Origin of the sequence: Nostoc sp. UHCC 0251 (assembly GCF_034932245.1) — a bacterium.
Classification (GTDB): domain Bacteria; phylum Cyanobacteriota; class Cyanobacteriia; order Cyanobacteriales; family Nostocaceae; genus Nostoc.
Genome location: NZ_JAYGHD010000028.1, coordinates 14,146 through 38,989, shown reverse-complemented (window position 1 = coordinate 38,989; position 24,844 = coordinate 14,146). Strand labels below are relative to the sequence as shown.

The window sequence follows — 24,844 nt, the reverse complement described above, 5'->3', positions numbered from 1 at the left end:
TCTGCCTCTTGTCAAGCTACTGGAGGCGGAGCCTCCCAGAATGGGTTCCCAGCCTAGAGGCTGGGAACCAGTCAGAGCAAGGGCTGTATCTTTTCTTAGTGCCATTCGGGCATGGGGCATGGAGCATTGGGTATGGAGCATTGGGTATGGAGCATTAGGCATTGGGCATGGCTCAAGAATCTAATCAATAGTTCTTCTTCCCCTGCTCCCCCTGCTCCCTCATCTCCCTCATCCCCACTCCCCACTCCCCACTCAACTTTACGAATCCAACGAATATTTCATAATGATGTTGACTGTTGTATTTTTGTCTACAACAAAGCTGGCATCACGAAACTTTGGTGTACCTGTTTGTATTGACACAGTTGGATTTTTGGAAATCCCAAAACCTTCTTTGGGAATACCAAAAAAGTCTTTATTGAGTTTGCGATCGCCATTTTGATCATCGACTATGGCAACAGCATAAGTTCCAGGCTTTAAACCGGAAAATTCTTTTGTTACGGAATTGCCAGTAATCTTAGTGCAGCCACTTTGAGCTTCACTAGTACTACTCATCGGAAATCCTTTTTCGCTTGCGTAAACTCTGAAGCAAATCTCACCTTTTTGGTGACGTATTCCATTTACAACTACATTAAGTGTTGTAGTTGGCTCTGCATTCACTGTTTTAGCAAAGCTGATGCTCACTAAAGTAGCAAGCAAAACATGAGATAGATGAGATAATTTCAACATAGTTTTGTAGTGAATAATAGGTGATTCGTGGGTTAAAAAAAGCTGGCAAACACAGCTTATTTCTCTGAAGCGATTCGTTCAAAGTCTGACTTGCTGTTTTTTAATTGATGCACCTTGCCAAGCTTTCCAAAGTTTTTGCAGCACCTTTAGCAAATCTTTCAGCAGAAGATATTCTGTCCCTTTTAACTGCTGATGTAAACTTCTATGGCAACACAGCCGCTCATACAAACTCAAGGGACTACGCCAGATAGAAAGTACATATTCCCAGATTATTCTCCAATGTGGCAATAAAATTTGTCCTTTTTTTGCTGAATCGAACCACACTGAATACGCATAGAAATCAGGTAGCATACTCAATGAGTGTTTTTTACTGTTGTTCGTAAACAACAGATAATTAGGGAAATACATACTCATTGATTGTTCCGGATGGCTTCTGGCAAAAAACAGGTATTCAGGAATTTCATAAAACCTACCAAGAATACCAAGCCTTAATAAGAGAATTCCATCTGCATTACCGTAACCACCCATAGGCGGTATCCTTTTCAAGGCACTGGCGCGAATTACACCGTAACATTGATAACATAAATGCTTGGTCAGCAATTCATGAAAACGCTCGTGTGGTTTTAGTGCATCTGCCTTGAGTTTGATATCGTAGCTTTGGAGATAACTCCCCTCTTCATCAATGAAATATGTCTGAGAATGACACAAGATTATAGTAGGATCTTGGTCAAGCACTTCAATACACTTCTTGATAAAATCTGGAGCATGTAAATCATCATAGGCAGCCCACTTAAAGTACTCACCCGAAGACAATTTAAAAACGCGATTGAAGTTACGGGCGCAACCGATATTTGTGTCATTGCGGTAGTAACAAATACGTTGGTCTTGCTCGGCATAAGCTCTACAGATTTCTTCAGTTTTATCTGTAGATGCATTATCTGAAATAATTAGTTCAAAATCTTCAAAAGTTTGAGCTAAGAGAGAATCTATGGCTTCTTTGATAAATTTTTCACCATTGTATACAGGTAATCCGATGCTCAATCGTGGCTGATTGCTACTCATAGAAAACAAGGATTCTGAAAATCTGTGATTATTGTTTAATTGCAGATAATTGTTAGATAGATGCAACGTAATAATCCAGAAGTCAGAATTTAGTAGGTTGAGTTGAGAAACGTAGCAAGATCCCGCACGATAAACCAAAATTAATTATCAAGGCTTTCTTGGGTTTGACTATTGCTCAACCTAACCTACTATTCTAATTCTTCTATTCTCCCTACTCCCCACTCCCTACTCGCCGCTCCCAAAAGACTATTTCATCAAACTTTGAATATCTGTTTTTCGCAGCCATTCATGTGTTCGCTGCATTCCTTCTTCGAGGTCAATTGTTGGTTTATAATTTAACAGGCTTTGTGCTTTGGCAATGGAACAAGCATAGGGACGAGTCATAAAATCTATAGACTCTGGTAAAATATCAACTTTTTTGCGAAAAAGTTTTTGTCCTTGAACGCGTAGCTTTAGAAACAACTTGATTTCATCTTTCGATAATGAAAGGGGTGCTTGTAAATCTTCCATTGCTGCTAAACGCATAAAATACTCTCTCCACGAAGTTTCTTGTCCATCGGTGATATTAAATATTTCACCGGAGGTTTCTTTTTCTATCGCTAGAAAGATGCCATCAATTAGGTTATCTATATATACGTGATTAATTACTCCTTTACTATCGTTGGCACAGGCAAATAATTTTTGACGCATCATCAAAATTGGTCTGACTATCCAGGGAATACTTCCTGGCCCATAAACATCTCCGGCTCGAATAATGATGATGCCAAAATCTGGAGAATTATTCAGTTCTAAGAGTGCTTTTTCAGCTTCTATTTTAGTTTGACAGTATGGATTATTTTCGCCAGAGAGTGGCCCAGATTCTGTAACACCATTAGGATAGTTAAAACCGTAAACCATGACGCTGGATAGATGCACAAATATTTTGACACCAGCCTGTTTAGCGGCTTTAGCTATGTTGATAGTACCGCCAACATTCACATCACGAAAATGGTTAATTGCGCCAGCTTCTTCGGCAATTTGCTCTGTATGTAAAACGATATCTACACCCTGGCAAGCCTTTTGAGCAATAGTAGAATCGGTAATACTACCAATAATTACTTCAACACCTAAATTATGTAATTCTTTATTCTGTTCTGTAGAACTTTGTAGTCCACGAACATTCATTCCTTGCGCTATAGCTAACTCGGCTGTACGCAATCCGACAAGTTGATCAATCCCAGTAATTAGGAGGGTTTTGTTGTTGAGGTTCATATAGTAAGGGTTATACCAATTTTGGATTTTTGATTAAAAGAAAAGTGCTAGTTTTGATAGTTTGTCGTAAGCACTTTAGTGATTAGAAAATAATGACTAAAGTCCTTACTGCGAACTTGCTTATCTGTAACAACTTGTTCAAAGCAAATTGTCTTGGTTAGAAAATATCTCCCGGATCTGCGGAGCGGAGTTTGTTAATAGCAAGCGCTCCTGATGTTATACACATTAAAACTGTGGAAGTTAAGACAATAACCGCATTATTAGTAGTCATCATTATTGGTAGTTTAGTTGCTTCTGCTGCAAAACTATATAACAAGACAGAAGTAATAAATCCTGGGATATAACCTAATATTGCTAAAATTAAAGCTTGCTGAAATACCACATTTAATAAGTAACTATTGGCATAACCTATGGCTTTTAAAGTGGCATAAGCAACGAACTGCGTTGCAATATTACTGTAAAGAATTTGATAAACAATAACTACACCAACAACCGCAGCCATTGTCAACATCAAGTTAAGAATAAAACCAATAGGTGTTCTGACAGCCCAGTATTGTTTCTCAAAATCAATGAAGCCTTGGCGGGTAAAAACTTGGACATCATTAGGCAAACTTGCTTGCAAATTTTTTAGTACTGTTTCTGCATTAGTACCAGGTTTGAGGGAAATCAAACCGACATCAATCATATCTGCCGGACGAGTATTAGGATTTATCCTCAAGAAAGTGGAGTCACTAACAAGTAAATTGCCGTCTACCCCAAAGGAAGGCCCTAATGTGAATAAGCCACCAATTCTCACTCTATAGCCAATTAATGAACTGTAGGGAAATATTTCAACTGTCTGTGAAGTCTCTCCCGCATTAAATTTTTCAGCTATTGGGCCAAACTCTGGGCGAGAACCCCGATCAAAAAGCACAACATCGGGAATTTTGAGTTTATCTAAATTTTTCTCAACTTCTGGGAGATTCATTACCGGTCTACCTGGATCGAAACCAATAACATATATTGAATATTTCTCACTAGTAGCCGGATTTTTTAGTTTGGCAAATTGCAAATACATGGGGCTAACTGACTCTACGCCATCAAACCCCAGAGATTGGTACAAACGAGTCCGTGAAAAACTTTGATTTGAGGTCAAAGATTTATATTGCGAACTCACTAAAAATAAATCTCCTTTGAGATTCTGATGCACAGCAGTTGCACTGGAATAAAGAGCATCTTGAAAACCAAGTTGCACAAACATTAGCAGCACAATAAAACCAATCCCGGCTACAGCTACTAGTAAACGAACTTTTTGCTGCGCTAGCTGTAGCCATCCTAAAGGAATTTTGAAATTCATGGATTTATTTGTCATTTGTCATCTGTCATTTGTCATTTGTTATTTGTCATTTGTCATTTGCAAATGACGAACGTTCAATGCCTAATGACCAATTACTAAATTTGAATGGCGACATCTACCTGTAAGTTAGTTAAACGAGCGACCTTTTCACTATCTGCGGGATTATCGATGGAGATTTTCACTTCAACTATTCTGCGGTCTGTATCTGAACCAGGGTTTATGCTGAAGATGTTTTGCTTGTCAACTTGCCAACCAATCTCTTTTACAGTTCCTTTGATTGTTCCAGGAAATGCAGGGCTGGTAATGGTAGCTTTTTGCCCTACACGCACTTTTTGAACATCGGTTTGATACACCTCTGCAATCACATACATTTGAGATGTCTTACCTATCTCAGCAAATCCGGTGTTGGTGTTAATTACTTCTCCGGTTTTGGCGTGAATTTTCAAAATTTTGCCATTTATGGGAGATTTTATATAACTTAAATCCAAGTTGGCTTTTGCTTCTTGAACAGCAGTTGTTGCACTGTTGACTTCGGTTTGTGCTACCTGAACATCTACACTACGCACTTCGCTAATACTGGTGAGTTGTGCTTCTGCTTGCTTGCGTTGTTCTTGGAATGTGTCTTGAGTCCGCTTGAGGGTGGCTTGAGCTTCTGTAAGTTGCTGTTGTGTAGTCTTTAGTTGCAAAGCTTTGGTATCCGCGACAGAAGCCGCGATCGCACCTTGTCTATATAATTGCTGATAGCGATCGTTCTCAGCTTGAGCATTGTCTACCTCAGCCTGGATGCGGGCAATTGTCGCCTCTTGTGTCGCAACGTCTCCTTTATATTGTGGCTCTAAACGCGCGATCGCTGCCTTTTGAGCATCGATATCTCCGGTTTTCGCTCCAGATTTCACCTGCGCTAGTTTAGCTTTGGCAACTTGCAGTTGGTCTAAAGCTTGTTGTAAAGCTGTTCTAGAACGACCATAATTTTCTAGATATGCCAGTATTTGCCCTGCTTTAACCGCATCTCCTTCTTTCACTAACAGTCTCTCTACTCGCACCCCATTATTGGCATTGGGAGCATTCAAAGAAGTAACTTCACCTTCTGGCTCTAAACGTCCCAAGGCAGTGACAGCAACTTTCGCAGGAGCGACAGGCTTGGGAGGATTTGCTGCTGGTGTCACAACTTTAGGTTTAGACCAAAACGGTACTAAACTATAAAAAGCTATTAATCCCGCCGCCAAAATGAGAGAAGCTGCTAAAATTACTTGCGATCGCCCTACGGGTTTTGTGAATAATCGGCTTTCTTTATTTAGTGCCATATTTTCATTCCAATTCTGTTTTCTAGGGGATAGCCTGGTTATTATTTAGTCGATTAGATATAGACTCATCCGCAAATTACCAAGAGAATTTGTCCTCTAGGGTTTCTACCTTAATAAAGTGGATGGGTCTAAATTGGTTTTATATGAATTGTTGTACGCTTTTGCCGCCCAAACTCACTATTGTGGCGTGAAAATTAATGGTGGTGTTACTTCAAAGCTTCCTAAGTTATATCCTATGTTTACATTTAATCCAGTAGCGGAAAATACATATAGTGCTCACCGGAAAATCTAATTTTCAAGAACAACGAAGCGCCAGTAAAAATGAACTCGAACTTTGGATAAACTTGTTATTAAATATGGCACAAAAATTGAATTTTGTCAACCGATTAACTTTGCATAAGTCCTGGATTTTGTAACTAAAATATTTCATCATAGTAAGATTAGAGACTGAATAATTGTACTCATCACTAATCCCTCATCTGCTAATTAAATTCAAATAGATGGTTAGTTATCAAGCAGATTTAATATTACTAACAGATTGTTGTTATTAAGGTTGTGTAATATAAGACATTCTTATCAGCTTTGTTCCTAGTAATTAAAGGGTGGCTAGAAACCACGTTTATACGAGGCTTTACCACCTGCGTCAGACACTTTACTTCTATTTCTCTTTCCTAAAAGGCTACCGTGTACACACAAGTCACCAGTTTTATCCCAAGTGTATTGGGATAAGCCAGAAAGCTCTCATGTAGAGACGCGATTTATCGCGTCTAAAAAATTGACACGTTAGAGAGACGCGATAAATCGCTACAAAGAAGACTACTATTTCCGGCTTGTGTGCCCGTAAACTCCGCGAATTCCATTGCCCTGGTATAGGTAGCTAAACGCCCTTTTAAATGATGTAATCATGATTATGTTTATCAAGCAACATACTAAAAATTAATATTTGCTTTATAAATAACTACTTTGCTTTTTAACTTGACTTATATTGAAAAATAACCAAAAACTTTGACTCAATTATCAAGTTTCTCTGAGAAAACATACTTATGGTTATTCAATTTATTTATGTATTCATAGAATTGTTACTTACTAGACAACAGATTTGCATTGTTAACTTCGTCCAGCACAAATTTTTGGCTAACCCGTAGATAACAAAATATCTTGCACATTTATATAGTTACAAATTATACTTTCATGCTTCATTTTATTCAAAATTCACATCAGCAAGAGTGGAGTTTTCTTTATAAAATAACTTTAAAGAAATGATTTAGTTTATATAAAGTGTGCTATTGTTTTTAGTAATTCAATGCTTAAAAGCAGTTAAGCAAACTAGTTATTTAATTGAATTTTTTAAATTAAAAATAACTAAACATAACTGCTTATCTATCACCTTTTGATCGTCTAATTACTTTTCAAACCTGCATAAACTCGGATTAAAGGTGGTGTCTTTTCTGTAACGAACTTGTCAACTTTGCTGGGTCAAATCCCATAAGATATATTATCCCGGACGTTGAAACTAGCTATGACATTTATCAAGAGACAGAACGTTGTCATTAACAACAGGTATGTTGCTGTGGTTAAGCTAGATAATCCAGCGGTTCCGGGTGAGAAAAGCATTTCTGTTCCTTTAGCTAACCCTCAGTTTTTATTGTTCCAGTGGGATACCATTGCTCAAAATCTCTACTATTACAAATGGATTGAATTCACTGGTCAAGCAGCTATTACACTCCAAAACTATTTTACCAGTTTTAACAACGTCATCGACCTATTGCCACAATTTCAAGAGTCTAGCGTTGGATAGCATTTTTTCGCGATGTCTACGACGGGCTACGCCTACGCAGTATGCCAAAATCGCCTGGAAGCATAAGGCTTTACCCTGGCAGTATGTGTTGTGTGGTGTCGATTTGGAGACAAGCATTTAGCGGAGATAGGATAGATAACTGCTTACCAAACGAGAGTTTTTGATTATTAGTAGGCAACAGAAATTACTGTATCTACACAATTCACAGTACTAACTATGCCCTATGTCTGCTTATTCAATTGATACTGCCTTAGCGGAGTTGGAAAGCCTTGTCAATAATTGTGAACAGGCTGTGATTAAGTCTATCGAGGGAAAAAAAATGAAATCAGATAAATCAGTGTCAATCAACAGAATTAACAGACAATTACAACACAATCCTATCGCCATCGTTGGGATGGCTTCTCTATTGCCTCAAGCTAGAAATTTGCGGGAATATTGGCAAAATATAGTAAACAAAATTGACTGTATTACTGACGTTCCTTCCACACATTGGAGTGTTGAAGATTATTACGATCCAAATCCTAGAACTACTGAAGACAAAACCTACTGTAAAAGAGGCGGGTTTCTTCCAGAGGTTGATTTTAACCCGATGGAATTCGGCATACCACCCAGCATTTTAGAAGTTACAGATGTATCGCAACTATTAAGTTTATTAGTTGCAAAAGAGGCGATGGAAGATGCAGGGTATGGCGAAAAACGTGATTTTAACCGCGAAATGGTTGGGGTAATCTTAGGCGTGGCTATGGCCAAGCAGTTAGGAATGCCACTTTCGGCGAGATTAGAATATCCAATTTGGGAAAAGGCACTCAAAAGCAGTGGTTTATCTGACGAGGATACCAAAAAAATCGTTGATAAAATCAAAAGTGCTTATGTGAAATGGGATGAGAATGCTTTCCCTGGAATGTTAGCTAACGTAGTCGCTGGACGAATTGCCAATCGCCTAAATTTCGGCGGAATGAATTGTGTGGTTGATGCCGCTTGTGCTAGTTCCTTTGGTGCTTTGAAAATGGCAATTAGCGAACTAGTTGAGCATCGTTCTGACATGATGCTAACTGGTGGCGTTGATACCGATAACACCATCATGGCTTACATCTCGTTCAGCAAAACACCGGCTGTTTCTCCTAGTGAAAATGTCAAACCTTTCGATGCTAAATCTGATGGGATGATGCTGGGCGAAGGTATCGGAATGATTGTCCTCAAACGGTTAGAAGATGCTGAACGGGACAACGATAAAATATATGCCGTAATTAAAGGTATTGGTACTTCCAGCGATGGACGTTACAAGAGCATTTATGCTCCGCGCAAAGAAGGTCAAGTCAAAGCCTTAGAACGCGCTTATGAAGATGCCGGTTTCTCTCCCGCTACCGTTGGTTTAATGGAAGCACATGGTACTGGGACGATGGCTGGAGATCCGACAGAATTCGGTTCTTTAAAAGACTTCTTTGATGTGCATGATGACAAAAAGCAGCATATCGCTTTGGGTAGTGTGAAATCACAAATTGGACACACAAAAGCAGCTGCGGGTGCGGCGAGTTTGATTAAAACTGCTTTGGCTTTACATCACAAAGTATTACCGCCCACAATTAATATCACTGAGCCGAATCCCAAACTCAACATTAAAAATTCATCCTTTTATTTGAATACCCAAACCAGACCTTGGATTCGTCCAGAAGGGGAAGCACCAAGACGTGCGGGTGTAAGTTCCTTTGGATTTGGTGGAACCAACTATCACGTTGTTTTGGAAGAATACGAAGCCGACCAGAACGCCGCTTACCGCTTACATAGTGATGCTAGTGAAGTGCTGTTGTTTGCTCCCACAGTAGAGCAATTGTTGAGCAAATCGGAAGAGATTTTAGGTAAGTTGCGATCGCCTGAAGCACCCAGACACTACTCACAATTAGTCAATGAGTGCAAATCACAACAAATTCCCCTCTCTGCTCCCCGATTTGGGTTTGTAGCTGAGAACCTCGAAGAAGCTTGCAAGTTTCTGCAAACTAGCATTGACTGGCTGAAACTCAAAGGGTCAGCAGCATCTTGGGAGCATCCCCAAGGGATTTATTATCGCGCTTCTGGTATGGAGTTGGGTGGAAAAGTTGTCTCTCTGTTTTCTGGACAAGGTTCGCAATACCTGGAGATGGGACGCGAACTGGTGATGAATTTTCCTTTGATGCGCCGTCTTCATGGCTATATGGATAGCCTGTTGCTCAAAGATAATTTGCAGCCGTTGTCAGAAATAGTTTTTCCTCATCCTGTGTTTGGAGAGGCAGAAAAAAATGTCCAAATTGCTGCCTTGCAACGCACAGAATATGCTCAACCAGCCATCGGGGTGTTGAGTGCAGGGATGTACAGCATACTGCAACAAGCTGGGTTCAAGTCAGATTTTGTTGCCGGTCATAGCTTTGGTGAATTAACCGCACTATGGGCTGCGGGGGTTTTGAGTACAGAAGATTACTTGTTCTTAGTGAAAGCTAGGGGTCAAGCAATGGCTGCACCCGAAGATCCGGATCATGATGCGGGAAGTATGTTGGCTGTTAAAGAAGATATCAGCAAAGTAGAAGCAGTGCTGAGACATTTTCCGCAAGTTGCGATCGCTAATCAAAATTCTCCCACTCAATTTGTCTTGGCTGGGCCTACCGCAGAAATAGCGAGAATCAAAGAGGCTTTACATGAGAAAGGATATACAGCTGTATTGTTACCTGTTTCCGCAGCGTTCCATACACCGTTAATCGCCTTTGCTCAGAAATCATTTGCGATCGCCACCAAGTCTGTTAAATTTCAAAGTCCCAAAATCCCTGTTTACAGCAACGTCACCAGTAAGCAGTATCCCAAAGAAGCCCAAGGTATTCAAAAAATCCTCGAAAGCCATCTTTCCAACTCGGTGCTGTTTAAGCAGGAAATTGAAAATATCTATGCGGCAGGTGGAACTTGCTTTGTGGAATTTGGGCCGAGAAGAATTCTCACCAATTTGGTGAAAGATATCCTTGGCGATCGCCCACACATCACCGTATCTTTGAACCCTAGCGTTCAAAAGAATAGCGATCGCTCTTTGCGAGAAGCAGTTGTGCAATTGCGAGTGATTGGTATGGCTTTGAATAACCTCGATCCTTACCAACTTCCCCAAACTATCCCCCCAATTGAGACGAAGAAGACATTAAATGTCCGTTTGAACGGCATAAACTACAGATCCGAAAAAACGAAAAATGCCTTCGCTCTCGCTTTGCAGGATGGGCATAAAGTCACATTACCAACTCCCGAATCTTCTGAAACTGCGGCTCCTTTATTTAGCAGCCCTGGTGTAACTCCACCTGTAGCAGTGATAGAGACTAACGGACATAAAAAACTTACCCCAGCAATGAACGGTGTGACTGCTACTATCATCACCCAGCCAGAGCAACAGATGAATCCTGTTACCCTGTCACAACCAGCCCAGGAATCTAAGATGCAACCAACACCAGAAAAACTTACAAATTACGAACAACTTTTAGCAAGTTTAGAATATCTCCTGACACAGTTCCAGGAAAATCAAGCCGAGAATTTACAAGTTCACGGTACTTATCTCAACCATCAAATGGAATACGCTAAAGCGTTTTTCCAACTGATGCAGCAGCAGAATTCATTGTTGAGTGAAAGTAAATCAACAGCCGAAACTGCCAAAATGAAGCTAGTTGTCATGGAAAGCCTAGAGCGCAGCATGATGCAGTTTCACTCCCAACAAGGTGAAACCCTACGCATCCATGAGCAATATCTCCAAGAGCAACTGGAATATACTAAGAGCTTTTTCCAACTCATACAGCAAGAATATTCTCAAATCATCTCTGGTGAGGGAGCAACCCAGCTAACAGAGAAACTCAGCAATTTCACTCCGTTCACCAAAGAAACAACTGTTACTGATGCACCGACCAAGATAGTAGAAAGCCAACCTTTGCCTGTAACTGAGCCTGTAGCTAAAAATGGCTTAAATGTTACCCAAGAACCTCTCGCGCCCACTCCTGTAGAGCCTGTAGTTGAAACTTCCTATTCCCCACTTCCTACTCCCCATTTCGCCACTGTCGAGACAGTAGAGCCTGTAGTTGCGCCACCTGTCCCAGTAGTAGAACCTCAAACCGAGGTTGTAGCTAAAATTAGCTCACCTCCAGTCAACGAAGTTGTTGCAGAACCAACACCCACAACTGCTGCACCTGTATCTAACGCAACCATCGATATTGTTGACTTGGATAAAAATCTCTTAGCCATCACCAGCGACAAAACGGGCTACCCAGTCGAGATGCTGGAAATGGACATGGACATGGAGGCGGATCTAGGGATTGACTCTATCAAACGGGTGGAAATCTTAGGGGCGCTACAAGAAATGTACCCCAACTTACCCAAGCCCAATTTAGAAGAACTGTCAGAAAAACGCACCATCGGTCAAGTTGTAGAGTATCTGCAATCCCACGCTTCCAAAGGTGTTGCGGTAGAAGTTGCAATTCCCGAAGTACAACAAGTAACTGAGATTCCAGTAGAGGCTGCACCAGTAGTTGAGGTAGTCGCTGCACCGGAACCCAGCGTAGTTGTCGCATTCACCCCAGAACCAGAAGTTGCTCCCGCTACAAGTGATGAATTTGCAAACTTAGGCGAAACCCTGTTAGCCATCACCAGCGATAAAACCGGTTATCCAGTCGAAATGCTAGAACTGGAAATGGACATGGAAGCCGACTTAGGGATTGACTCGATTAAACGGGTAGAAATCTTAGGGGCGATGCAAGAAATGTACCCCAACTTACCCAAACCGAATATCGAAGAACTTGGCGACCTCCGCACCATCGGTCAAATAGTCGATTACCTACAGCAGTTGGCTGGAGGTGAAAAAAAAAAGTCTGAGCCTGAGTTTGTCCAACAACAGCCACCGGAATTAGAGCATAATATCCCGCGCTATACTGTCAAACTCAGAAGCCTAGCACAGCCCGATTATTTGGATTTCACGTTACCAGAGGGACACATCGGTTTAATCACCGATGATGGTTCCCTCACCACTTATAAATTAGCTGAATCCCTAATCGAAAAAGGCTGGAAGGTAGTAGTTATCAGCTTTCCCCAATCGCTCATCGCCCAACAAGCGCCTTTACCTACAGGAGTAACCCGCGTCACCTTAGCAAACTTAAGTGAAGAACATCTTCAACAACAATTGCAAGCGATCGCATCTCACTGCGGAGCGATTGGGGCCTTCATCCATCTACATCCAATGTTTGTAGGAAATCACACCGGCAGTATTTCTTATAACGAATCAGAAAAGGCGATCGTTAAGCACGTATTTTTGATGGCGAAACACCTCAAACCTTCCCTTAACGAAGCTGCAAAGCATGGACGTAGTTGTTTCTGCACAGTTGCTCATCTTGATGGAGCCTTCGGCTTAGAGTACAAAGTTAACTTCGGTGCGATCGGCGCTGGTTTATTTGGATTAACCAAAACTCTCAGATGGGAATGGCCAAAAGTATTTACTCGTGCGATCGATCTAAGTCCCAGACTTGATGCCAAACAATCAGTACAAAACATCATCGCCGAACTTCATGACCCCAACCTTTATATAAGTGAAGTTGGCTACGGCTCACAAGGACGAGTCACTATTATCGCCGATTAAAAAGCAGATTAACGCTGTGTGCAACTTTCTCTAGAACCTAACCCCCAACCCCTTCCCTACAAGGGAAGGGGAGTAAGAATCAAAGCCTCTCTCCCTATGGGGGAGAGGTTTGGAGAGGGGGTTTCAAGAATCGTACATTAAAACCAAAATTATGCAGGTATTCACGAGGATTTATGACACAAACAGCCCAGCTTAGTCCATCATCTGTCTTTGTCGTGAGTGGCGGTGCAAAAGGGATTACGGCTGAGTGTACTATCAGATTAGCTCAACAGCAACCCTGCAAATTCATCCTCCTCGGTCGCTCCGAACTATTAGAAACCGAGCCAGATTATGCTCAAAATTCTGATGACTCCGCATTGAAAAAATGCATCATGGAAAATCTTCTTTCTCAAGGAGAGAAGCCCACACCCATGAATGTACAAAAAATATATAACAAAATTACCTCCAGCCGCGAAATTAAAAAGACTCTAGCAGCAATTGAAAAAACCGGAGCTAAAGCAGAATATATCAGCGTCGATGTCACAGATACGGCAGCTTTACAAGAAAAACTTGCCACTGCTGTGCAACATCTCGGCCCAATTACCGGAATCATCCACGGCGCGGGAAACTTAGCTGATAAGTTAATTGAAAAGAAAACAGAAGAGGATTTTGAAAAGGTTTATACCGCCAAAGTTCAAGGTTTAGAAAACCTGCTAACTTGCGTTAACCCTAATCAGCTTCAGCATTTAGTTTTGTTTTCTTCCGTAACAGGCTTTTACGGAAATCCTGGACAATCTGATTATGCGATCGCAAATGAAATTCTGAACAAATCCGCCCATATATTTAAGCAAACTTATCCCTCATGTCACGTAGTCGCTATCAACTGGGGCGCTTGGGACAGTGGAATGGTGACAGCAGAATTAAAGAAGATTTTTCAAGAGCGAAAAATTGAAATAATTCCCATTGCAGTCGGGGCACAAATGCTCGTTAAGGAAATGGATAATACCAATCATGCAACCTCGCAAGTTGTCATTGGTAGCCCACTAGTTCCACTTGCGGCGGAGTTAGATTCAGAATTACGAACTTATCGTATTCGTCGCCAAATGACATTAGAGGCTAATCCATTTTTGCACGATCATACGATTGCTGGTTCTCCAGTTTTACCAGCAACTTGTGCAATGACCTGGATTATCAATGCTTCTGAACAATTATACCCAGGCTACAGATTGTTTAATTACCAAGATTTTAAAGTTTTAAAGGGGATTACTTTCAATGAGACATTAGCGAAAGAACATTTTTTAGAAATAGAAGAAATTTCTAAAGTTAATCTTGAAAGAATCGAACTTAAAGCCAAAATTTCGAGTAAAAACCCACAAGGCAGAATCCAGTTTCATTTTAGCGCTCAACTCAATCTCCAGCGAGAAATCCCAGATGTCCCCATTTATGAATCTCTCAATCTCGAAGAAGATAATATCATCACCGCTACAGGAAAAGATTTTTACCAAAATGGTGGGGCTACATTATTTCACGGCCCCGGTTTTCAAGAAATCAAAAGAGTTTTAAACATCAGCCCTGAAAAAATCACTACAGAATGTCTGTGGCCAGAACTTAGCGCACAGCAACAAGGACAATTCCCTGTCCAATGGGTAAATCCTTACACCACTGACTTGAGTATGCACGCCTTATGGGTTTGGACACAACACTTTCATGAAGAAGGTTGTTTACCTGGAAAAGTAGAAAAGTTTGAACAATTTGCGATGATACCACATAACGAAACATTTTACGTTTCTTGTGAAGTACTAGCTAAGACACCAAGCAGTGCGATCGCAAACTTCATCATACACGACCGCCAAGGTAAAATATACTCACGAATGCTCGGCGCTCATGCCATTATTTGGTCAATGAAAATGCTCAGAAGCTAGTAATCTGTAAACTCGTGGTGAATTGAGGGTTGAATTTTAAACGCAAAGGGGCGCAAAGGAAAACGCAAAGGTTCGCAGAGAATTTGCTACGAATTCAACTCTAATGTTTTTACTACGAACTATCAAAGCTAGCTTAATCTTAGGATTGCTATAACTTGCCTCGTTTAAAGTTTGGGGAACAGCGTAAATCCTGGCTTTTAATTATCTCTTGCTAAATACCCAAACTCGGAGCATATAAATCGTGGAAAAAATAGCCATCATCGCATTATCATGCCTATTCCCCGATGCAAAGAATCCTGAAGAATACTGGCAAAACATCGTTAATCAAAAAGATTCGACATCCTCTGCAACCGTCGAAGAAATCGGAGTAGATCCGACAATCTTTCATAATCCAGTTAAAGGTACATCAGACAAAACTTATTCCCTCAAAGGCGGATACATCCGCGATTTCCAGTTTAATCCATCTGAATACAATCTACCATCAGAATTTGTTGCTGGTTTAGATAACACTTTCAAATGGTCATTGTATGCCGCTAAACAAGCAATTGAACAAAGTGGTTATTGGGGTAATCAAACTGTTCTGTCAAAATGTGGCGTAATTTTAGGTAATTTGTCATTCCCGACAAAATTATCTAATCAATTATTCTCTCCAATTTACCAGCAAGCTATTAATCCTGCCGTCAGAGAACTTTTGCAGGATGAAGATTTTGATTTAGCTGCTTTACCAAGTGCAACTAAAGCATCTTTATACAATGCGATGATATCTGGTTTACCAGCATCTATCGTAGCTCAAGCTCTCTCTCTATCCCAGATTAATTTATGTCTGGATGCTGCTTGTTCGTCCTCATTTTATGCTATTAAATTAGCATCTCATTACTTATGGTCACACAAAGCTGATGTCATGTTAGCTGGAGCCATCAGTTGTGCAGATTCCCTATTCGTGCGGATGTTATTTTCCGGTGTTCAAGGGTATGCAGAAAACGGCATTAGCCGCCCCTTAGATAAATCCTCTAGAGGGCTAATTCCCGCCGATGGTGTTGGGATGGTGATGCTGAAGAGATATTCTGATGCCGTTAGAGATGGCGATAATATTCTTGCTACCATTTGCGGTAACGGACTCTCGAATGATGGCAAAGGTAAGCATTTACTGAGTCCGAATCCTAAAGGACAGGTCTTAGCTTTTGAACGAGCCTATAATGAGGCGAATTTTAGTCCCAAAACCATCGATTATTTAGAGTGTCATGCCACCGGCACATTGCTAGGAGATACAACCGAATTCAATTCCATAGAAACATTCTTTGGTCAAAATCAAGCTGCTCCTCTGGTGGGTTCTGCTAAGGCAAATACTGGTCACTTGTTAACTGCTGCCGGCATGGTTGGCTTGACTAAAGTGATTTTGAGTATGTCTCATGGTGTAATTCCAGCTACCATGAATGTTTCGGAACCTTTAACTTCAGAAAAAGGTACAATTTCTGCCGATAAAATTGTTAGAACAGCTACGGCATGGCCTAATAATAACGCACCAATTAAACGGGCAGCTATTAGCGCTTTTGGTTTTGGCGGTACTAATTCTCATCTGATTTTAGAACAAGGAAATACAACAGAATCAGTTGAATCAACTCCACCTGTTCCACCTACCAAAGTTGCCATTGTTGGCATGGATGCCTTTTTTGGTAACTGCAATGGTTTAGATGCTTTTGAACGCAGCATTTATGATGGAACACAGCATTTTACTTCTCTACCGCCTCAAAGATGGCATGGGATAGAAAATCAAGAAAGTGTCCTGAAAGAGTACGGTTTACCAGACGGGAAAGCACCAGTAGGGGCATATATCAAGGATTTTGAAATCGATACTTTATCGTGCAAAATCCCACCGAATGAAATAGAGAAATTAAATCCACAACAATTGTTGCTTCTGAAGGTTAGCGATCGCGCCGCAAAAGATGCGAAACTAAAGGAAGGCAGCAATGTAGCGGTTATAGTCGCCGCTGAGACAGAATTTTCCGTACATCAGCTACAGCAAAGATGGAATCTCTCTTGGCAAGTTAAGGATGGCTTACTCAATCAAGGAATTTCTCTACCTGCTGAACAACTGGCGCAACTGGAAACCATAGTTAAAGATAGCATTCATCAACCAGTAGAAATTGGCGAATATGTGAGTCACATCGCCAACATCATGGCAAGTCGGATTTCTGCTTTGTGGAATTTCACTGGCCCTGCATTTACCGTTAGCGCTGGCGAAAATTCTGCCCTCAAAGCGTTGGAAATTGCCCAAATGCTACTCGCTACGGGAGAAGTTGATGCAGTCGTTGTGGGTGCGGTAGATTTAGCGGGTGGTGTAGAAAATGTCTTATTCCGCAGCCAATTTGCACCAATTAATACGGGTGTGAATACGTTGGGTTATGACCAACAAGCAAATGGCTGGACGGTTGGCGAAGGTGCGGGTGCTGTTGTTCTCAAGCGCTACGAAGCTGCGAAGGAAGATAATGAACGCATCTATGCAGTAATTGATGCCATGAGTTTTGCACAAGGTAATTCTACTTTGAGTGATGCTTTGGTAAAACCTGATGCTTCAGCTATCAGCAATGTCTGCAAACAAGCTTTCGAGATGGCGGAGATTCAACCCACAGAGGTTAACTATGTGGAAGTCTTCGGTAGTGGCGTTCCCCAGGAGGATGAAGCGGAAATCACAGGCTTACTGCAAGCTTATCCAAAAGTGGGCAACGGTTTGCACTGTGCGTTAGGTAGCGTTAAATCTAATATCGGCCACACCTATACAGCATCGGGAATTGCTAGCTTAATCAAAACCGCTCTCTGTCTTTATTACAGGTATATTCCTGCCACACCAAAATGGTCTGGTGTCAAAACACCGCAAGTATGGGAAGGTAGTCCCTTCTATGTGGCGATGGAATCAAGACCTTGGTTTGTCGATAAAGGTGGTACACGCAGAATAGCAGCAATTAATAGCATGGGTATAGATGGCAGTTACGCCCATCTAATCTTATCGGAGGAACCCAGCCAAGAGGAGCGGGATAACAGATATTTGCAACAAATGCCTTTTCATCTGTTTCCTATCGCAGTTAGCGATCGCACCACCATCTCCGATCTTCTCAACAATCTCCAAAATACCATAGAAGCGAGTTCTTCTTTAGCAGCTACCGCCAGCGAGACATTCGCTACCTTTCAACAGCATTCTAATCCAAAATACGTCTTATCAATCACAGGACGTAACACAAAAGATTTACTCAAAGAAATTGAATCTGCCCGCAAAGGTGTAAATAATGCTTTTGAAAACGGTACAGATTGGCAAACACCACTAGGTAGTTATTTCACAGCGAAACCATTGGGTAAAACTGGAGCAGTTGCTTACGTTTATCCCGCAGCAGTCAATTCTTATATCGGTATTGGTCGGACTGTTTTTCGCTTATTTCCTAAAGTCTTCGAGGACTTAAAAAGTAACAATCTCTACAATCGGGCTGCTGATGTTGAAAAACTAGTTTATCCCAGAAGCTTGCCTAAATTGACAACAAGGCAACTAGAAACTCTCGAAAAGCAATTGTTAGATGATTCATTGGCAATGTTTGAAAGTGAAATTGCCTTTGCTAGATACATGACGGCAATTTTCCGAGATGATTTTAAAGTCAAGCCGCAATCTGTATTTGGGTATAGCTTGGGTGAAACTAGTATGATGGTTGCCCAAGGGGTTTGGAGTGATTTTGAAGGTGGAAGTAACACCTTAAATTCATCACCTCTATTTGGCGATAAGTTATCTGGGCCAAAAAATGCGGTGCGTGAATATTGGGGATTAACAGATTCACCAAACAACAATTTTTGGAATACCTATGTTCTCATGGCTACTCCATCGCAAGTTAGAGAATGCCTGAAACAAGAGAATCGCGTCTACTTAACTCAAATCAACACACCAGAAGAAGTATTAATTGCTGGTGAGGATGCAGCCTGTAAGCGAGTGATTGCAACTTTAGGTTGTAATGCGTTCCCCGCGCCCTTCGACCATGTGATACATTGTGAAGCGATGCGATCGCAGTTCGAGGAAATCAAGAAGGTAAACAGCTTACCATCACAGAATCTTCCTGGTATTGTGTTCTATTCAGCCGCCGACTATCAACCGATTGTACTTGAAAGTGATGCGATCGCGCACAACATCGCCAAAGGATTGTGCCAAGAACTTGATTTTCCGCAATTAGTTAATCGTGTCTACGGCGATGGAGTCAAAATATTTCTAGAAGCAGGCGCAGGTAATGTCTGTTCGCGATGGATTGATAAAATTCTCGGCAACCAAGAACATATCACAGTCTCTCTAAATCGTAGAGGGATGGATGACCATGCTGCAATGGTCAAAGCATTAGCAAAACTACTCAGTCATCAGGTGAACGTGGATTTATCACCGTTGTACAGTAAGAGTCAAGAAACTGCTAATTCAAATAAAGCAACATTGAGAACAGTTACCTTGGGTGGAAAAGCAATTGCTGCTACAATTTTGAGTGATGAAAATCGCCAGATTGTTAAAGATTTGGTTGAGGATATTAAATGCGATCGCTTCAAAATACAGCATCCAAACATACCTAATTTCCAAGAACCTGAAATCACAGATTATCTTAACACTTCCAACCAAATAACCCCAGAAGAAAATTATTCCCCTAACATCTTGCCTCAGCCAGAAGAAGTAAAACCGAAAAATATCATTGATAACGTTTTTCAACCGAGAGAACAATTACAATCTTCTGAGTCAAGCGCAATTAGACAGCCAATTCCTGTTTCTTTCCCACCCGTCAGAACTCAAAAAATTAGTAGCATCATCAGCATGTTCGATTTAAATAAGACCCAGTATCAAAAGCTCAATGCTAATAATTCAAAGATAACTAAAGCACACACAGCCTTCTTACAAGCTAGACAAGATTACAGTCAGCAAATGAGCGAAATCATTCAATTGCAACTAGCTTGCGCCCAAAACTTGCTTAACGAAGAAGCTTAATATCTCATACCAATTCTCTCTAAACTTGCACCGACTAATTCTTAACTTATCTCTTCCTTCGCGCCCTTTGCGCCCTTCGCGGTTCGTTTAAAAATTATTACGTGCATCTCCCAGAGAAGTGGTATTACTCTCTTACTCTGTGCCCTCTGCGCCTCTGCGGTTCGTTAACAGAGCCTACACCCTTCAACTTTATCATCCATTGTTTGTATAATCCGAGGGATAACTACCGTGACAACCGTAGATACGGTACTAAGTAAACACGATAATGGTCTTAACTTCTCCGCTTGGTCTCATAACAAAAACCAGGTTTGGAAAGGTTCATTAGAAACTGTATCTTTTGAGAAACAAACCATCAAAGACAAATTGATGGTGTTAAATAAACCCTGCTACATCGTGAAAGTTGCCGGAAAAATCGGTGTCACTAATGAGGGTTATTTATCCCCTGGTGATAATGGCACAACAGCACAAGTAGAACTGCTAACATTTGCAGCCCCAATCCGCATTCAACAATTTGGAGATCCGAATTTTCTCTCCTCTCATGGAGTGAAATATGCCTACGTTACCGGCGCAATGGCTGGCGGAATTGCTTCCGAAGAAATGGTCATTGCACTCGGAAAAGAGCAAATTTTGAGTTCCTTTGGTGCAGGTGGTTTAACTCCAGAACGTTTGGAAGCAGCCATAAATCGCATTCAAGAAGCCTTACCTCAAGGGCCCTACGCATTTAATTTAATCCACAGCCCCAACGAACCTGCGATTGAACGCCGCGCTGTGGATTTATACCTCAAATATCAAGTGAGAACAGTAGAAGCCTCTGCATTTCTCGACTTGACTCCCAACATTGTTTATTACCGTGTTGCTGGATTGGGTTTGAATAGCGCCAATCAAATTGAAATCAAAAATAAAATCATTGCCAAAATTTCTCGCCGAGAAGTTGCGACTAAATTTCTGCAACCAGCACCAGCCAGAATAATCAAAGAACTCCTGGAACAAGGGTTAATTACCGAGTTACAAGCAACTCTCGCAGCCAAAGTTCCGATGGCTGATGATATTACTGTCGAGGCTGATTCTGGAGGTCATACAGATAATCGTCCCTTGGTTTGTGTGTTACCTTCTATTATTGCCTTGCGAGATGAAATTCAAGCACAATATCATTATCAAACACCCATTAGAATCGGTGTAGCAGGGGGAATTGGCACACCACAATCAGCATTAGCAGCTTTTATGATGGGTGCTGCTTATATAATGACCGGTTCCATTAATCAGTCATGTGTTGAATCTGGGGCTTGTGAACATACTAAAAAGTTACTAGCCCAAGCAGAAATGGCTGATATGATAATGGCCCCAGCAGCAGATATGTTTGAAATGGGAGTCAAATTGCAAGTTCTCAAACGGGGTACAATGTTCCCCATGCGAGCGCAGAAATTATTTGAACTCTATCGCGCTTATGATTCCATTGAAAGCATCCCCCTTGCAGAAAGAGAGAAATTAGAAAAACAAGTTTTTCGCAAAACTATTGCTGAAGTATGGGAAGGAACTGCGGCTTATTTGTCCCAAAAGAATCCTGAGAAACTTGGGAAAGCAGTCAATAATCCTAAACTGAAAATGGCGTTGATTTTCCGTTGGTATCTAGGATTATCTTCTCGCTGGTCTAGTTCTGGTGAAAAAGGTAGAGAAGTCGATTATCAAATTTGGTGTGGCCCGGCAATGGGCGGTTTCAATGACTGGGTACGCGGTTCTTACCTGTCTGAACCAAATAATCGCGGTGTAGTTGATGTTGCTAATCAAATTATGACTGGTGCAGCCTTTTTGTACCGTGTCCAAAATTTGAAAATTCAAGGGCTACAAGCTTCCGATTATTACAGTCAATATCACCCTGTTCGTTCTACATCATTGTTGGAGATTTAAAAATGACTATAAAACAGTCTTTCACAGCAGAGGATATTCAAATATTTTTGGTATCTAATTTAGCTAAGTTGCTAGGAGTAGCAACTGATGAAATCGATATCAAAGAACATTTAGAAAACTATGGGTTGGATTCAGCCCAAGCAATGATTCTAGTAAGTAACTTAGAAAAATTACTAGGATTTCAACCCTCTCCATTGCTGCTGTGGCATTACCCAAATATTGAAGCTCTTTCACAGCGTTTAGCTGAAGAAGTACAAGAAGGTTCACCAGTTCAAGATACAAAGGTAGTAGCCTCTAATGCCAACACTGCACCCACTGTTCTAGATTTAGGTGCTGAGGCTGTTCTTGACCCCACCATCAACCCTGGTGCTGCATCTAATGTGCTTGTGGGTGAACCCAAGAACATCTTTTTAACTGGAGGAACAGGCTTTTTAGGAGCTTTTATCATCCGGGAATTACTACAGGAAACCAATGCGGATATCTATTGCTTAGTACGTGCTGCTAATGCCGAAGAAGGCAAAAGCAAACTCCAAAAGAACCTGGAACAGTATGCAATTTGGCAGGAAGAATTTACCTCCAGAATTATTCCAATTGTCGGCGATTTATCTCAGCCTTTGTTAGGTATTGGTTCGGAACAGTTTCAAGTTTTAGCTGCAAATATTGATACCATTTATCATAGTGCTGCTTTGTTGAATTATGTTTTCCCATACTCAGCACTGAAAGCAGCCAATGTTTTAGGCACTCAAGAAGTTTTGAGATTAGCTTGTCAAGTTAAAGTCAAGCCTGTACATTACGTTTCTAGTGTGGCTGTTTTTGAATCCACTGCTTATGCTGGCAAGGTTGTCAAAGAGCAGGATGAATTCAATCATTGGGAAGGCATTTATCTTGGTTACTCACAAACAAAATGGGTAGCTGAAAAGTTAGTAAAAATTGCTCGTGACCGTGGATTACCTGTAACTATCCACAGACCACCACTGATTTCAGGTGATAGCAAAACAGGTATTTGTAACACACATGACTTTATCAATTTGATGACCAAGGGCTGTCTACAAATGGGATATTTCCCTGATGTAGATTATATGTTGGATATGTCACCTGTAGACTATGTAAGTAAAGCGATCGTTTATCTATCACGCCAAAAAGAATCCATCGGGAAAGCTTTCAATTTACAACATCCCCAACCCGCAGCGTTGAAAATGCTAGTCGAGTGGATACGCTCTTTTGGTTATTCAGTTGAGATGATTCCTTATGAAAAATGGCAATCTGAGTTAATCAATAATGTCACTTCTGCCGACAATCCTTTATACACTCTGCGACCCTTTTTGCTGGAACGTTGGTCTGATGAACAACTGACTATTCCTGATTTGTACTTACAAGCTAGAAGACCCCACATTAGCTGCCAAGATACTCTTCACGCATTGGCAGGTAGTTCTATTGCTTGTCCTCCAATTGATTCTCAATTGTTTATGACTTATACCGCCTACTTGATTCAAAGTGGTTTCTTGAATCTCGCTTAGGAGTAGACGCGATGAATCGCGTCTCTACAAGGCGATGAATCGCGTCTTTATAAATGGTATATTTGTCGCATGATTTTTTCAAATTGGTATAATGCTACGCTATTGAGCATCGGCAACCTCTGCAACGCACTGGCTACTCTACAAAATAATTTTGTTTAGTCGATGTTTTTTACAACTCAGTACTGCTGAATAGTTAATATTTCAGATGGCAGCAACAACTTATATACCAACAGTGGCAATATAATTGCCCTGTTTTTTTATGCTCAATAATGTAAATTTTCAGGATTCACCCCTTGACATAAGCAATTGAGGATAGAATGGTTAGTGTCGGGCATAAAAATTTGATTTTGCCTGCTGGCTTTTGTAAGTAATCAAAAGCCAGTGCTAGTAGTTTGAAATCACCAAACTTCTTTAATGCTCCACGTTATTTGATGTATAAGTCCTAAATTTACGTTTGGACTGTTACATCTATTCAAGACATCACACAAGCATTTGAAATGGTAATAACTCAAGACAGTTATTGTCGGTTCAAATATTACGCGTACTTAATTGTAGAACGAGAACCACTGTAAATGCAAGGCAGCTTCATCAAGTTGAATTCACCAATATTTTTACATGAACAAAACACATCAAATTCAGAGCAAAAAAACTGCTCTTATTACTGGGGCAGCCGGTGGAATTGGCTACGAATTAGCATGTATTTTTGCTGCTCATGATTACAATCTGGTCTTAGTAGACAGAAATGGGCCAAAGCTAGTAGAAATTGCAGCTAAATTCCAAGAAAAATTTGGAATTTTTGTCAAAACTATTGTTAAAGATTTATCTATATCAACTGCTCCTGAAGAAATTTTCACGGAGTTGCAAAAAGCCAATATTAATGTTGATGTGCTGGTAAATAATGCTGGATTTGGTATCTATGGATTATTTCACGAAACAGACCTAGCTACTGAATTGGAAATGCTACAGGTAAATTTGGTGTGTCTCACTCATCTAACCAAGCTATTCGTGAAGCACATGGTAAAGCAAGGTGAAGGTAAAATATTGAATGTTTCTTCAGCTGCGGCTTTTCAACCAGGGCCTTTGATGGCGGTTTATTTTGCTACTAAAGCTTATATCTTATCTTTTTCGGAAGCGATCGCTAATGAATTAGAAGGTACAGGTGTCACTGTGACAGTTCTTTGCCCAGGTTCAACCGCATCTGGCTTTCATGAAAGAACCGGAATGGCTGACTCTAAGTTGCTCAAGGGTAAAAGAATGATGGATGCACAAACAGTAGCCGAAATTGGTTTTCACGGCTTAATGAAGGGCAAAACCATTGTTATTCCTGGTTTTATGAATAAACTACTTGCAAAAAGCGTCAGATTTGTACCTAGAAAGTTAGTGACAAAAATTGTGAGAAATATGCAGGAAGATAAGTAGGGTATGGGGCATGGG

The 24,844-nt window shown here is 40.9% G+C and carries 12 protein-coding genes; 7 read left to right on the top strand and 5 right to left on the bottom strand.

The features are described from left to right. Nucleotides 1–258: 258 nt before the first annotated feature. From VB740_RS05985 to VB740_RS05965, 5 genes are all read right to left on the bottom strand, one after another. Nucleotides 259–726: a DUF2141 domain-containing protein gene (locus VB740_RS05985; protein WP_323199135.1), complete on the bottom strand. Its 468-nt coding sequence runs from the start codon at nt 724–726 to the stop codon at nt 259–261. A 78-nt stretch (nt 727–804) separates the two neighbouring features. After that, on the bottom strand, nt 805–1,788 hold the full coding sequence (locus VB740_RS05980; RefSeq protein WP_323199134.1) for a glycosyltransferase family 2 protein: 984 nt from the start codon (nt 1,786–1,788) through the stop codon (nt 805–807). 246 nt (nt 1,789–2,034) lie between these two features. Next, entirely contained in the window at nt 2,035–3,039 is a 1,005-nt protein-coding gene (locus VB740_RS05975) for an NAD(P)-dependent oxidoreductase (protein ID WP_323199133.1), read from the bottom strand. A 157-nt stretch (nt 3,040–3,196) separates the two neighbouring features. Then, nucleotides 3,197–4,375: an ABC transporter permease DevC gene (gene devC, locus VB740_RS05970; protein WP_323199137.1), complete on the bottom strand. Its 1,179-nt coding sequence runs from the start codon at nt 4,373–4,375 to the stop codon at nt 3,197–3,199. A gap of 95 nt (nt 4,376–4,470) precedes the next feature. After that, a complete protein-coding gene (locus VB740_RS05965) occupies nt 4,471–5,679 on the bottom strand; it encodes an ABC exporter membrane fusion protein (protein WP_323199132.1) in 1,209 nt (402 codons plus the stop codon). Between the two features lie 1,519 nt (nt 5,680–7,198). On the opposite strand from VB740_RS05965, the gene VB740_RS05960 reads away from it, so the two are divergent. The 7 genes from VB740_RS05960 (at nt 7,199) to VB740_RS05930 (ending at nt 24,829) form a co-directional block, all read left to right on the top strand. Beyond that, nucleotides 7,199–7,477 carry a hypothetical protein gene (locus tag VB740_RS05960; protein ID WP_323199131.1) on the top strand — a complete coding sequence of 93 codons (279 nt, stop codon included), beginning with the start codon at nt 7,199–7,201 and terminating at the stop codon, nt 7,475–7,477. Between the two features lie 223 nt (nt 7,478–7,700). Beyond that, nucleotides 7,701–13,094 (top strand): polyketide synthase, encoded by a 5,394-nt coding sequence (locus VB740_RS05955; RefSeq protein ID WP_323199130.1) that lies wholly within the window; start codon nt 7,701–7,703, stop codon nt 13,092–13,094. Nucleotides 13,095–13,267: 173 nt separating this feature from the next. Further along, nucleotides 13,268–14,995: an SDR family NAD(P)-dependent oxidoreductase gene (locus VB740_RS05950; protein ID WP_323199129.1), complete on the top strand. Its 1,728-nt coding sequence runs from the start codon at nt 13,268–13,270 to the stop codon at nt 14,993–14,995. Between the two features lie 241 nt (nt 14,996–15,236). Further along, entirely contained in the window at nt 15,237–19,988 is a 4,752-nt protein-coding gene (locus tag VB740_RS05945; RefSeq protein WP_323199128.1) for a PfaB family protein, read from the top strand. A gap of 228 nt (nt 19,989–20,216) precedes the next feature. After that, nucleotides 20,217–21,893 carry a PfaD family polyunsaturated fatty acid/polyketide biosynthesis protein gene (locus tag VB740_RS05940; RefSeq protein ID WP_323199127.1) on the top strand — a complete coding sequence of 559 codons (1,677 nt, stop codon included), beginning with the start codon at nt 20,217–20,219 and terminating at the stop codon, nt 21,891–21,893. Between the two features lie 2 nt (nt 21,894–21,895). Continuing rightward, complete coding sequence (locus tag VB740_RS05935) at nt 21,896–23,410, top strand: thioester reductase domain-containing protein (RefSeq protein WP_323199126.1); 1,515 nt, start codon at nt 21,896–21,898, stop codon at nt 23,408–23,410. A gap of 615 nt (nt 23,411–24,025) precedes the next feature. Continuing rightward, nucleotides 24,026–24,829, top strand: a complete 804-nt coding sequence (locus VB740_RS05930) for an SDR family oxidoreductase (protein ID WP_323199125.1) — start codon at nt 24,026–24,028, stop codon at nt 24,827–24,829. The last annotated feature ends 15 nt before the right edge of the window (nt 24,830–24,844 follow it).

Coding starts and splice junctions, on each gene's coding strand:
- VB740_RS05985 (WP_323199135.1), bottom strand. CDS start 726: ATGTTGAAATTATCTCATCTATCTCATGTTTTGCTTGCTACTTTAGTG.
- VB740_RS05980 (WP_323199134.1), bottom strand. CDS start 1,788: ATGAGTAGCAATCAGCCACGATTGAGCATCGGATTACCTGTATACAAT.
- VB740_RS05975 (WP_323199133.1), bottom strand. CDS start 3,039: ATGAACCTCAACAACAAAACCCTCCTAATTACTGGGATTGATCAACTT.
- devC (WP_323199137.1), bottom strand. CDS start 4,375: ATGAATTTCAAAATTCCTTTAGGATGGCTACAGCTAGCGCAGCAAAAA.
- VB740_RS05965 (WP_323199132.1), bottom strand. CDS start 5,679: ATGGCACTAAATAAAGAAAGCCGATTATTCACAAAACCCGTAGGGCGA.
- VB740_RS05960 (WP_323199131.1), top strand. CDS start 7,199: ATGACATTTATCAAGAGACAGAACGTTGTCATTAACAACAGGTATGTT.
- VB740_RS05955 (WP_323199130.1), top strand. CDS start 7,701: ATGTCTGCTTATTCAATTGATACTGCCTTAGCGGAGTTGGAAAGCCTT.
- VB740_RS05950 (WP_323199129.1), top strand. CDS start 13,268: ATGACACAAACAGCCCAGCTTAGTCCATCATCTGTCTTTGTCGTGAGT.
- VB740_RS05935 (WP_323199126.1), top strand. CDS start 21,896: ATGACTATAAAACAGTCTTTCACAGCAGAGGATATTCAAATATTTTTG.
- VB740_RS05930 (WP_323199125.1), top strand. CDS start 24,026: ATGAACAAAACACATCAAATTCAGAGCAAAAAAACTGCTCTTATTACT.